Source organism: Pseudofrankia sp. DC12 (assembly GCF_000966285.1).
GTDB lineage: Bacteria > Actinomycetota > Actinomycetes > Frankiales > Frankiaceae > Pseudofrankia.
Genome location: NZ_KQ031391.1, coordinates 4,172,518 through 4,184,765, shown reverse-complemented (window position 1 = coordinate 4,184,765; position 12,248 = coordinate 4,172,518). Strand labels below are relative to the sequence as shown.

Sequence of the window (12,248 nt, the reverse complement as noted above, 5' to 3'; positions counted from 1 at the left end):
GCAGGCGCGGGGCTCAGCCGCGGGTCAGCCTCGCGTCGAGCTCCGCACGGTCGGCGACCCAGTAGGGGCCATCATCCTCGACCACGTCCGCCAGCAGCACGTGATGACGGCCGGTGTGGCCGTTCGGGAGCAGGCAGGTCAGGCCGTCGGCGCGGCAGCCGGGCGCGACGACGGTCCTCGGGACGGTCCAGAGCAGCCACACCTCGTCATCGCCCCAGCCCTGCAGGACGGCGGTGTGGTTGCCCTGGTGACCGCCCTCGAGCGCGCAGGTCACCTCGTCGGGCACCTCGTACGCGGCTCCGGGCACATCACCGAGCCGCTGCGCGATCTCCTCGGGCACCCGCTGCCATTCGCCACAGGCGCCATCGTCCACGGTCTCGCCCACGCCCCACTCACCTCCGCCGAAGCGGCCACCCGGATCGCCGACGCTGGTCGACCGCGTGGTGCCCGCGCTGTCCATGACGACAGGACACCCCAGACCCGAGGCTGCGCTTCGCCCGATGGCGGGGCGACGACTCAAACCCTGTCGACGCACCGATATAAGCACGCGGGGTCGCGCGCCCCGACACCGGGTCGAAACGATGCGTACAGAATTAGTTACTCGTAGAACCCATAGTAGGGTCGTATGCCTCTTTCGGTGACATTGGTGTCACTGAAAGACGATACCGAGTGCGGTCGCGAGCGACGGAGCGAGGCCAACCAGGTCCCCGGCGCCGATCTGCGCGCCAGCCAGGCCGTCGGCACCGGTCACCCGGTCGAACCGGCAGTCGGCGAACCGTGCGGCGGCCACGGTCATGCCGGTGAAGTCGGCGCCGGTGAGGTCGCAGCGGACGAACTCGACATGGTCGAGCCGGCTTCTGGTCAGGTCCAGGGCGGTCAGGTCGCAGTCCTCGAACCGGCAGCGGCGCAGCCGGCAGAACCGCAGGGTCAGGCCGTCGGCGCGGACACCGGTCAGCCTGGCGTCGTGGACCTCGCCACTCACCCAGACAGCGCCAGACAGCCGGCCACCGTCGACGGTCACCCTCGTCGCCGCACCACCGTCGGCCACGGTCCCCGCGAGCGCGACCTCCCGGAGGGCGACATCCCGCAGGGTGACGCCGGCCAGGTCGCCGCCGACCACCCGCAGCCTCGCCAGCCGGACCCCAACCAGCCGGACGTCGCGCCCGTCCCCGTCGCCGGTCTCGGCGAGCAACTCCGCGAGCTCCACGGCCGCCGCCGGGCCAGGCGTCGCGGGGTCCGGCGGCTCCGCCGGGAGGTCCGGAGCCACCGGAGCCCAGGGATCGCCTCGCCGCCGCGCCGTCGTCGCCATGAGAACAGCATGCCGGGTCGCACCGGCCCGCTCAGCCGCGGATGACGTCGAACAAGCTGATGACCGCGAGGACGACGAAGGCCGCTGCGGCGACCCGGGTGATGACCTTCACGGGGATGACGCGCAACAGGCTGCGGCCGCCGGCGATCGCGAGCCCGGCGACGGCCCAGAGGGCGAGGACCGCGCCGAGCCAGACCGACACCGGCGAACCGAACCGGGCGGCGAGATTGGCCGTCGAGATCTGGGTCAGGTCGCCCATCTCGGCCACGAAGATGACGGTGAACGACGTCGCCGCCACCCGCCAGAACCCGCGCGGCGTCTCCCGGGCCTTCCTGCTCCTGCCACCCATGGCCGCGACGCTCGTCCCCGCGGCGTCCGGGACCGTCGAGGGCTCACCTGGCCGGGCCAGGCCCGGGGCGTCGACGGCACCGGGCATGACCTCGGCCGTCACGCTCCGCCCCTGGCCGACGACCTGCGCGACCTCCGCTTCGGCCTCGAGCTCCTCCTCGGCCTCGTCCTCGTTGCCCTCCCGGTAAACGAGGACCGCTCCGGCGACGAACAGCACGAGGGCCACCGCATCGACGACCCGGTGCGGCAGGAGCGTGAGGACACTGCCGACGGCGACCGCCAGCGTGACGTGGACCAGGAACGCGGCGGCCACCCCGACCCACACGTGCAGCGGCCGGAACCGGCTGCCGAGCACCAGGCTCGCCACGAGGGTCTTGTCGGGAAGCTCAGCCAGAAAAATGATGCCGAACGTTACGAGCGCGGCGGTGGGGCTCACGGCCTGGCCCTTCCTCTCGGGCCGGGCCGGGCGCGGGGACGCCTTCGACCCGGCGTCGCGAACCGGATCGAAGGTCTCGCCCACCCGGCCGGTTCCGAGACCGACCAGGCCCGGCCGCCGGGCCTGCGCCGCCTACCGGCCGGCCGTCGCCGACCCGCCTCGCGACGCCGCCAGTATGTCGACGGCAGGGCCGCCCGACACTCTCATGCCGGACAGCAGGGCTACTCCCCTTCTGAGCCCACCTTACTCAGCGCCGCACGGCACCGGACCGCGCTGCGGCGACCGTCACCCCGCCGCGCGCGGGCGAACGACCGCCACCTGGCCGGCCGCCCAGGCCGGACCGGGCCACAGCCTGAGGGCCGGGAGCGGGCCACAGCCTGAGGGCCGGGAGCGGGCCACAGCCTGAAGGCCAGGAGCGGGCCACAGCCTGAGGGCCGGGAGCGGGCCACGGCTAAATGGGCCAAGACCGGGCCACATATGCCACAGACCGCTATGAAATCATCGCTCGAACGCCGTCGGGCGCACCTGCTCGTACTGCCGACGGCGACGCGCGGGCCGTAGTCGACGAGAGGCGCATGGCTTCCAAGAAGCAGGTCACGGCGTACGCCAACCAGGCCAGGTCGACCCTGCGCAGCGCGGTGCGACAGAGGGGCTTCGATGTCGTCCGTCGCCGCGCCGGGTTCGAGATGCCGGGCATGGACGCGCTGGCCGTCTCGACCATCCGGGAGACCTCGCCGTACACGATGACCGACGCGTCGAAGGTCTTCGGCCTCATCCAGGCCGTTCGTTACCTGCTGAACAACAAGATTCCCGGCGACATCGTCGAATGCGGGGTCTGGGCCGGCGGCTCGGCGATGGCGGCCGCGCGCACGCTGCTCCAGGCCGGCGACACCTCACGTCACCTGTACCTGTTCGACACCTTCGAGGGGATGCCGGCGCCGACCGGCGTGGACATCGCCCCGGACGGGCAGACCGCCGAGAACCTGCTGGCTCACGCCGACCCGACCGACCCGGCCTCGGCGTGGTCGATCGTGCCACTGGAGCAGGTGCGGGAGAACATGGCCCGGATCGGCTACCCGGAAGACAGGATCCATTTCGTCAAGGGACTGGTCGAGCAGACGGTCCCCGAGCAGGCCCCGGAGCGGATCGCGCTGCTGCGGCTGGACACCGACTGGTACGAGTCGACCCGGCACGAGATGGAGCACCTCTACCCGCGGATCATGCCCGGCGGGGTGCTGATCGTGGACGACTACGGCTGGTGGAAGGGCTCCCAGCAGGCCGTCGACGCCTACGTCGCGACCCACCGCATCCCGATCCTGCTGAACCGGATGGGGCCCGAGTGCGGCGCGATCGGCGTCGTCCCGGCGGCGAGCACGCAGCCCGCACCCCTGCCGCGCCCCTCGGCCATCGGCGCGAAGACCTTCTGACGCCACGTCTTCCGGGCCTCCCCGGCCCCCACCCGCCGGCCTCGGTCCAAGATGGCCGTCCTGGCCCTGGAGTGGTCGTGGACGGTCCCGGAACACGACCACTCCAGGGCCAGGACGGCGATCATCTCGACCGCCGGGTCGGCCTGCCCAGCGCCGGGTCTCAGGCGAACAGGCCCCGGGCCCAGTAGTCGCCGCCGGTGGCGGAGACGCCCGGGGGGACGGCGAACAGCGCGCTGCTGGTGTGCCGGATGTACTCGTTGAGCGCGTCCGACTGTGCCAGCCTGCGCTGGACCGGGACGAACCCGGTGCGCGGGTCACGCTGGAAGGCGATGAAGAACAGGCCCGCGTCAAGCTGACCGGTTTGCTGGTCGACGCCGTCGGTGTAGGAGTAGCCGCGCCGCAGCAGCGTGATGCCGCCGTTGGTGGCCGGAGCGGCGAGCCGGATGTGGGCGTCGGCCGGGATCACCGGGGCGCCGTCCTCGCCCTTGGCCGCGAGCGGTACCGGGTCGAACTCCGTCTCCGCGCCGAACGGGGCGCCGGTGTCCTTCCGCCGGCCGAAGACGTCCTCCTGGTCGGCCAGGAAGTCGCGGTCCCACGCCTCCAGCAGCATCCGGATCCGGCGTGTGACCAGGTAGGTACCGCCACGCATCCAGGCCTGGTCGGTGTCCGGGCCAACCCAGACGTGCGTCGCCAGGGACTTGGTGTCCTCGCGCTTGATGTTGTTCGTGCCGTCCTTGAAGCCCATCAGGTTGCGCGGCGTCTGCTGGGTGGAGCTGGTGGTGCTCGTCCGCCCGAACCCCAGCTGGAACCAGCGCAGCACGGCGGTGCCCTGGGCCAGCCGGCGCAGGTTGCGCACGGCGTGGAAGGCGACCTGCGGATCGTCGGCGCATGCCTGGATGCACAGGTCGCCGCCACCGCGATCCGGCTCGAGCTCGTCGCGGGGCATCGCCGGGATGTCGGCGAGCGCCGCCGGCCGCCGGGCGCTGAGGCCGAAGCGGTCGTCAAACAGCGACGGGCCGACGCCGAAGGTGATGGTGAGGTGGGCGGCCGACAGGCCCAGTGCCTCGCCGGTGTCCCGGGGCGGCGACTGCGGCGCCGACTCGACGTCGCTGACCGGCTGACCGGCCGCCATCCGGCTGGCCGCGTCGGTCCAGGTCCGCAGCAGGTCACGCAGCTCGTCGCGGGTCACGCCGGCGGAGACATCGAAGGCGGCGAAGGCCAGCCGGTCCTGAGCCGCGGTGCTCACGCCGGCCTGCTGCGGGCCGTGGAACGCGACGACGTCTCGCGGCGCGCCGGCCGGCGGCTTCGAACCGTCGTCCGAGCAGCTGGCCAGTGTCGCCGCCCCTGCCCCCGCCAACCCGGCCGCGCCGAGCAGTGCCCGGCGCCGGGAGAATCCACGCTGGTCGGCCATCACTGCTGAATCCCCTCGTGATCTTCCTGGGAGGTACCCGCCGCCGGGCGGCCGTCCGGCTTCTCGCTCGAACGGCCGCCTGTGCGGTGCCTTACTGCACGATCGTCCCGGCCACCTGCGACAGCGGCTCCGCCAGTGCGTCGACGGCCTGCGAGAGCGTCTTACGCTGGTCTTCGGTCACCTTGTCGTAGGAGACGTAGCCCGTTCCCTCCTTGTACGGCGCCATGGCGGCGTACATGTCGGCGAAGCGGCCCTGGACCGTCGAGGCCAGCGTCGGGTTGATCTTCGACAGGCCCGGCTGGAGCAAGGTGAACGCCTTGTCCGCGCCGTCGATGTTGCCCTGCATGTCCAGGAGGTCGAGCTTGCTGTAGCGCTCCTCCTCACCGGTGATCTTGGACTGGCCCACCTCGTCGAGCAGCTCGGTCGCGCCGTTGGCGACCTGGGCCGGCTGGTAGGTCGTCGTGGCGACGAGCGTGTTCAGCTTGCCGACGTCGGCCTGCAGCTGGTCGGCGATCGGGCCCATGCCGTCCAGCGACTTGTCCGCGAAGATGGACTTCTCCAGGCGGTGGAAGCCGGTCCACTTCGCCGGGTCGTCGACGTCGTCGATCCGGGCGTCGATGGCCGGGTCGAGATCCCCGAACGCCTCCGCGACCGGTTCGATCCGCTCGTAGTTCAGGCGCGGCGCGCCGTAGAGGGCGGCGGCCTGGGTGAGGTCGCCGGCCTTGACCGCGGCGACGAAGGGCGTCGTGTTGGTCACCAGCTCCGCTACCTGGGCCTTTACGTAGTCGGCGTACTGGGTGGTGGCCGTGTTGAGCTCGGCGGCCACCTCCGGCGACAGCGTGGCCACGGCGGCGCCGGAGACCGCCTCGGTGACGACGAAGCCGACCTTCTCCGGGCCGCCCTTCGCGCCAGGGCAGTAAATCTGGTACTTGCCCGGCTTGACATTGAGGGAGAACGTGCCGGAAAGGCCCGGCGTGAGGTTCTCCTTCTCGCCGAGAATCGTGTCGCCGTTGAGCAGCTCGGTCTCGGTGATGGCGTCGGCGTCCTTGTTCGTAATCTTGAACGTCGTCGCCCCCGCCGGGATGGTGGCCGGATCGGCAGTACAGCCCTTCACAGAGATCGTCACGTTGACGGTCTGCTTACCGGCGCTCGTCCCGGATCCGGACGAGCTACCTCCGCAGGCGGCGCACGCGGCAGTGATGACGGCAATGGCGCTGAACGCGAGTGGTGCGCGGCACACGGAGTACCCCCAGTATTGGTGAGTGTTTGGTTTGCGCGGAGGCCAGCCCTGGTGGCGGACGCGGAACTGTCCTGCCACCGGATGCCCTGGCTGCGGCGGGCCTGGACCAGGCATCCGGCGTGTTGCGGGCCGGCGGTTTTCGGGCGGTGGCTATTTCCGGGGAGCCGGCTCCGGCTGAAGCTCACCTGTCGTCGTCTCGGCTGCCGGCCCGACGGCTGCCGACCCGACGGCTGCCGACCCGACGGCTGCCGACCCGACAGCGGCTGGCACGGTGGCTTCTGGCCCGATGGCGCCTGGAACGGAGCCTTCTGGCGCCACCGCTTCGCCCGCTTCTCCCGTCGAGGGCTGGGTGGCCGCCGCGGCAGGAGATCCGCGCCGCCTGGTGGGCCAGGCGATGAACAGCACCAGCGGGACGAGATAGATGATCCACGCCACGAACTCGGCGACGACCGGTCGCGGCTGCATCCCCAGCACGCCGGTCAGCACGCTGGCCAACGGCGTGCCCGGCCGCACGAGCCACGACATGTCGAACATCTGCCCCTGACCGGTGTTCAGCCAGCCGGCCTCATGGGCGGTGTGTGCGGCCGTCGCAAGCAGTCCGGCGGCGACCAGGACGAGAACGAGCCCGGTAACCCGAAAGAAGCGGGAAAGGTTGATGCGTACGCCACCGCGATAGATACCGACACCAATGACGACGGCGACGAGCACACCGAGAAGCGCGCCTATACCGGCGCTGGCGGGCGAGGTGCTCGCGTTGAAGGCAGCGATGAGGAACACCGCGGTTTCGAAGCCCTCCCGCAGCACGGCGAGGAAGGCCATCGCTACCAGTGCGCCGGTCGACCCTGTCTCCAGCGCCGACTCGGTCGCGTTCTCCAGCGAGCGCTTGAGGTCGCGGGAGTTGCGCCGCATCCAGAGGATCATGTAGGTGACCATTGCCACCGCGATGAGCCCGATGACGGTCTCCAGCCCCTCCTGTTGGCGCTGCGGCAGCTCCCGGTCGACGGCCTGCAGGACGATGCCGACGGCCAGGCAGAGCACCAGGGCCAGCCCGACACCGATCCAGACCTGGCGCAACGCGTCGCGACGGCCCCGCTGCCGGAGGAAGGCGGCGACGATGCCGACGATCAGGGATGCTTCCAGCCCTTCGCGCAGCCCGATCACAAAAGTTGGAAGCACCGGCCACCCTTCCCTTCGCCACTCCACCGACTCAAGCTGACCTAACCTAAGGCAAGCTTGCCTAACTTAGGACAGCCTTACCCTCGAGTGCAAGAGTCTCCGGAACGACGACACCTAGACCTCTGACCCATCGAGACGCACACGTCCGGCCATCGGAAACGACACGGAAGCAGAAGAACGCGGGTAGTGACGAGCCGGCGGGTTCGTCGCTCCGGTCGGCACCAGACCGCGCACCTGGCGACACGTGAGCAGGAGCGAAGCCCACGATGTTGCCTTGGTCGAACACCCGTGCGAACGTGAACGCGTGACAGGGACCGGCCGGCCGGAGGCCGGGGTGCGGATCGTGATCGACGGTCAGGTGTTCGAGCTGCCGGCCGACACCAACCCGGAGGAGCTACGCCGACGCGTCGCCCAGGCCGTCTTCCGTTGCGAGGTCGAGCAGCTCCACCTGGCGAACGGCCGAACCATGCTCGTCAACTGGCGCTCCGTGCGCACCATCCAGATCCACCTCGGCCCGCCCGACGAGCTCCAGCCCGGCCCCGGGCTCACCGCGTCATCCACCGGCCACCACCCGCCGGCCCCCTAGACGGGATCACGGTCGTGCGGTGGCCGAGGCGGGAACCTGGTCACTTCCCCCGCACGACCGTGATCCCCCACCCATCGCGCACAGGCTCGAGTAGTGGCCCGCGATCCACCGCCCCGCCAGGGGCCAGCCCACGAGGCCGGCGGGGTATACGATCATGACGGTTAGGTCGCCTCCTGGCCACGCGCTCCTGGAACGGGCGACCCGGAAGCCGACTGGGCGCAGAGGAGGCGACGTGGCGTATACAGCTCAGCTGGCGGCGGCTTTGTCGGGCGCCACCCAGCGGCAGCTGTCGCACTGGCGCCGAGAAGGCGGCGCCGGGCCGGTTCTCGTGCCCGAGATCGCCGCCAAGCCGCCGCGCGTCCTCTATTCTTTCCGGGATCTACTGGCGCTGCGAACCTGCGTCTTTCTGCGTCGCACGGTTTCCCTGCAGCGGGTCCGGAAGGCGATCGACAACCTGCGTGGACTGGGCGAGTACGAGCACCTTTCCCGATATCGACTGGTGTCTGACGGCGGCACGGTCATGCTGGTCGACGGCGGCACGGTCACCAACCTGGTGCGCAGCCCCGGCCAAGGTGCGCTGGTCATGATGGGCGACATCCTCGAACCCTTCGCGGCCCGAGAGGGCGTCGTGGTTCCCAGCCTTTTCCACCCACGCAGAAGCCTGGAGATCGATCCGGAGACCCGCGGCGGTGAGCCCGTGGTCGCCGGCACCCGCGTGCCCTACGACCTCGTCGCCGGCCTGGTCCGAGCCAGGCTTAACTTTTCATGCGGGCGCTACACCGTCACCGACCTCCACCCGGACCCACCGCGCTAATGGCGGTGAGAGACCGGGATGGTCAGGACGGCGGGACGCCCCAGCCGCCGCCGCCTGGGGTGCGAATGGTCACGACCGACCCGGGGGCGAGCGGGCGGCTGGCCTTGGGTGGGAGTGGCTCGCCGTCGACGTCGTTGTGGCCGACGGCGCCCGGTGCGCCGCCCTCGGCGCCTTCGGGGGCGTGGCGGCGGCGGTCGGTGAGGACTGAGAGGGTCGCGGGGGCGAGCACCCGGATGGAGCGGACCAGGCCGGCGCCACCGGGGTGGCGGCCCGCGCCGGCGGTCGTCTCGTCCAGTTCGTAGCGCTCGACCCGCATCGGGTACTCGAGCTCCAGCGCCTCGATCGGGGTGTTGAGCGTGTTCGTCATCCCGACGTGGACCCCGGACGGGCCCGGACCGCGGGCCGAGCCGCCGGCGCCGCCGGCCAGCGTCTCGTAGTAGGTCCAGCCGTCGCCGCCGATGACCAGGTTGTTCATCGTCCCCTGGCCCTGCGCGGGCAGCACGGGCAACGGGTCCGCGGTGGCCGCGCCGGCTCCGGCCGCGCGCGCGGCGGCGACAGCCGCGCCGAGAGCGGCGAGCACCGTGTCCGCGATCCGCTGGGAGGTCTCGACGTTGCCGGCGACGACGGCCGACGGGCGGCGGGCATCCACCAGCGACCCGGGCTCGGTGACGACGGTGAGCGGCGCGTACGTGCCGTCGTTGGCCGGGACGTCGTCGGGCAGCAGCACCCGCAGCGCGAAGCAGCAGGCCGAGCGGGTCACCGCGCGCGGGCAGTTGACGTTGCCGCGCACGGCCGGGGATGTGCCGGCGAAGTCGACCGTCAGGCCGTCGCCGGCGATCGTCACCGCTACCCGCAGCGGGATGTCGACGTCGTCCGCGCCGTCGCCCTCCAGCTCGCTGGCCGCCTCATAGCGGCCGTCGGGCAGCAGCGCCACCAGCGCCCGGCTGCGCCGCTCGCCATAGCGCAGCACCTCGTCGAAGGCGGTCAGGACGGTCGACATGCCGTGCCGCTCGGCGAGCTCGGCCAGCCGGACGCCGGCCAGTCGGTTCGCGGCCGCCTGCGCGCGCAGGTCGCCGCGGCGCAGGTCGGGGGTGCGGGAGTTGGCGCAGATCAGGTCGAGGATGTCGTCCTGCCAGACACCGGCCCGCACCAGCCGGACCGGCGGGATGATCAGCCCCTCCGCGAAGATCTCGCGCGAGTCGGCCGGCATCGAGCCGGGCCGCATGCCGCCCATGTCGGAGTGATGCGCCCGGGTGGCCGCGTAGCCGACGAGCTCGCCGCCGAAGTCGAGCGGGCTGACGAGGGTGACGTCGGGCAGGTGGTTGCCACCCGCGAACGGGTCGTTGAGGACCCAGACGTCGCCAGGCCCGTGCGAGGCCTCAGCCACTCGCGCCCCGTCGCCGGCCCGTGCCAGCGCGGCCGCGCGGCGCTCGGCGACCACCCGGACCGACTCGTACAACGCGCCCAGGTGCACCGGGACGTGCGCCGCCTGCGCGACCATCCGGCCGGTCGCGTCGAACAGGGCGGCCGAGCAGTCGCGCCGCTCCTTGATGTTCGACGAGTAGGCGCTGCGGACCAGCAGCGTCCCCATCTCCTCGGCGACGCCGGCCAGCGCGCTGGACAGCACCGAGAGCGTCACCGGGTCCAGCCCGGCCGTCTGCCTGTTCTCGCTGGCCAGCTCGTCCATGCCCGCCAGGATCCCAGCCCCGCGGGCGGCCGGCGCACCCGAGGCTGGCGGGCGTCGCGCTCGGTTACCCAGCGCCGGCACACCGGTGGTGGGCGTGGTCAGATAGGGGCCATGCCCGCCGCCTCCGGCCCGCCCCGGACCTCCCCGCAGACCTCCCAGACCGGCGTCGCCGGCCCGGCGGGGACCCTGGGATCCGCCTACCCGGCAGGCTCCCCGGGCCTGTCCGACGCCCTCACAGATGAGCTGGCGGCCGACGTCGCGGCGCGGGTGCGGGCGCTGATGCCGCGCGCGCTCGCGGATCTCGCCGAGCTGGTCGCGCTGCCGAGCGTCTTCGACCCGAAAACCGGCCCGTCGGCCGAATGCGTGCGCGCCGCCGACCTCGTGGCCGCCGCGCTGCGGGACGCCGGGCTGCCGGACGTCCAGTTGGTGGAGACGCCGGACGGGTCGACGGCCGTCGTCGCCCACCGCCCGGGCCGTGCCGTGGGCCCGGCCGCCAGGAACGGGCCGAACGACCCGGCGGCCAATAACGGGCCGAACGACCCGGCGGCAGAGAACCCGCCAACGGTCCTGCTTTATGCCCACTACGACGTCCAGCCGGCCGGCGACGACACGGGCTGGGACAGTCCGCCGTTCGCGCTGACCGAGCGGGACGGCCGCTGGTACGGCCGGGGCGCCGCCGACTGCAAGGGCAACCTGATGGCCCACCTCACGGCGCTGCGCACGGTCGGGGACGCGCCGGCCGTCGGGATCAAGGTGATCGTCGAGGGCTCCGAGGAGCAGGGCACCGGCGGCCTGGAGCGGTTCGTCGAGCAGCACCCGGACGTGCTGGCCGCCGACACGATCGTCATCTGTGACTCGGGCAACGTCGCCGTCGGCGTGCCGACCATGACGACCGCGCTGCGCGGCATGGTCAGCGCGGTCGTCCGCGTGACGACCGGGACCAGCGGCATGCACAGCGGCACGTTCGGCGGCCCGACGCCGGACGCACTGCTCGCCCTGGTCGCCATGCTCGCGACGCTGCACAACGAGGCCGGCGACGTCACCATCACCGGTCTGGCCAACGGCGGCGTCTGGGACGGCGAGAGCTACCCCGAGGACCAGCTGCGCACGGACGCGCACGTGCTGCCCGGGGTGGACCTGCTCGGCAGCGGAACGGTCGCCGACCAGCTGTGGGCCCGGCCGGCGCTGACAGTCATCGGCATCGAGGCGCCGCCGCTGACCGGCGCTCCGTCCGCGGTGCAGCCGCACGCGGCGGCGCGGCTGAACCTGCGGGTGCCACCGGGAGTCGACCCGCGGGCCGCGTTCGAGCTGCTCGCCGACCATCTCCGGGCCGCCGCGCCCTGGCACGTCGAGGTCGAGGTCACGCTGGAGGGGGTCGGCGCGCCGTTCCGGGCATCGACCGCGGGAAGGGGCTACCAGGCGATGGCCGCGGCGATGGCCCTGGCCTACGGCCGGCCGGTGACCACCGCCGGGCAGGGTGGCGCGATCCCGCTGTGCAACACCTTCGCCCGGACCTACCCGGACGCGGAGATCATGCTGATCGGCGTCGCGGAGCCAGCCTGTCTCATGCACGCGCCGAACGAGAGCGTCGCGCCGAGCGAGATCGAACAGGTCGCGCTGGCCGAGGCATTGTTCCTGCTGGGCTATCCGGCCACCCCGGCGGCGCGGAAGTAACGAAACCAGGCCGAAACCAGACCGGTGTCGGCCGGCGGCACGGGCCTGGCGGCCGGGCGGCGCCCAAACCCGACAACCCAGCGCCAGACTCGGTCCCGCCTGATGCCATTCTTGGGGGTCATGGGACCGCGGGGGGACGA

At 72.1% G+C, this 12,248-nt stretch carries 11 protein-coding genes; 4 read left to right on the top strand and 7 right to left on the bottom strand.

Annotated features, from left to right (window positions below; genetic code table 11):
- Window positions 1-13: 13 nt before the first annotated feature.
- The 3 genes from FRADC12_RS16755 to FRADC12_RS16745 all read right to left on the bottom strand — a co-directional run bounded on the left by FRADC12_RS16755 (window position 14) and on the right by FRADC12_RS16745 (window position 2,093).
- The gene (locus tag FRADC12_RS16755) at window positions 14-385 is read right to left on the bottom strand and encodes a hypothetical protein (RefSeq protein WP_045879733.1); all 372 of its coding nucleotides are present in this window, start codon (window positions 383-385) and stop codon (window positions 14-16) included.
- 264 nt (window positions 386-649) lie between these two features.
- The gene (locus FRADC12_RS16750; RefSeq protein WP_045877347.1) at window positions 650-1,309 is read right to left on the bottom strand and encodes a pentapeptide repeat-containing protein; all 660 of its coding nucleotides are present in this window, start codon (window positions 1,307-1,309) and stop codon (window positions 650-652) included.
- 31 nt (window positions 1,310-1,340) lie between these two features.
- Window positions 1,341-2,093, bottom strand: a complete 753-nt coding sequence (locus FRADC12_RS16745; protein WP_045879732.1) for a TMEM165/GDT1 family protein — start codon at window positions 2,091-2,093, stop codon at window positions 1,341-1,343.
- A 575-nt stretch (window positions 2,094-2,668) separates the two neighbouring features.
- Here FRADC12_RS16745 and FRADC12_RS16740 point away from each other — a divergent pair.
- The gene (locus FRADC12_RS16740; protein ID WP_045877346.1) at window positions 2,669-3,520 is read left to right on the top strand and encodes a TylF/MycF/NovP-related O-methyltransferase; all 852 of its coding nucleotides are present in this window, start codon (window positions 2,669-2,671) and stop codon (window positions 3,518-3,520) included.
- A gap of 160 nt (window positions 3,521-3,680) precedes the next feature.
- Here FRADC12_RS16740 and efeB read toward each other — a convergent pair whose 3' ends face one another.
- From efeB to efeU, 3 genes are all read right to left on the bottom strand, one after another.
- A complete protein-coding gene (gene efeB / locus FRADC12_RS16735; protein WP_045877345.1) occupies window positions 3,681-4,931 on the bottom strand; it encodes an iron uptake transporter deferrochelatase/peroxidase subunit in 1,251 nt (416 codons plus the stop codon).
- 91 nt (window positions 4,932-5,022) lie between these two features.
- Window positions 5,023-6,171: an iron uptake system protein EfeO gene (gene efeO / locus FRADC12_RS16730; protein WP_045877344.1), complete on the bottom strand. Its 1,149-nt coding sequence runs from the start codon at window positions 6,169-6,171 to the stop codon at window positions 5,023-5,025.
- A gap of 150 nt (window positions 6,172-6,321) precedes the next feature.
- Window positions 6,322-7,347 carry an iron uptake transporter permease EfeU gene (efeU, locus tag FRADC12_RS16725; RefSeq protein WP_045877343.1) on the bottom strand — a complete coding sequence of 342 codons (1,026 nt, stop codon included), beginning with the start codon at window positions 7,345-7,347 and terminating at the stop codon, window positions 6,322-6,324.
- Window positions 7,348-7,651: 304 nt separating this feature from the next.
- Between efeU and FRADC12_RS16720 the strand changes: the two genes are divergently transcribed.
- Both FRADC12_RS16720 and FRADC12_RS16715 read left to right on the top strand, forming a co-directional pair.
- A complete protein-coding gene (locus FRADC12_RS16720; RefSeq protein WP_045877342.1) occupies window positions 7,652-7,933 on the top strand; it encodes a hypothetical protein in 282 nt (93 codons plus the stop codon).
- Between the two features lie 232 nt (window positions 7,934-8,165).
- Complete coding sequence (locus tag FRADC12_RS16715) at window positions 8,166-8,747, top strand: DUF433 domain-containing protein (protein ID WP_045877341.1); 582 nt, start codon at window positions 8,166-8,168, stop codon at window positions 8,745-8,747.
- Between the two features lie 22 nt (window positions 8,748-8,769).
- On the opposite strand, the gene FRADC12_RS16710 is transcribed toward FRADC12_RS16715, so the two are convergent.
- Entirely contained in the window at window positions 8,770-10,434 is a 1,665-nt protein-coding gene (locus tag FRADC12_RS16710) for a hydantoinase B/oxoprolinase family protein (RefSeq protein ID WP_045877340.1), read from the bottom strand.
- Between the two features lie 111 nt (window positions 10,435-10,545).
- Between FRADC12_RS16710 and FRADC12_RS16705 the strand changes: the two genes are divergently transcribed.
- Entirely contained in the window at window positions 10,546-12,108 is a 1,563-nt protein-coding gene (locus tag FRADC12_RS16705; RefSeq protein WP_084010895.1) for a dipeptidase, read from the top strand.
- Window positions 12,109-12,248: the final 140 nt, after the last annotated feature.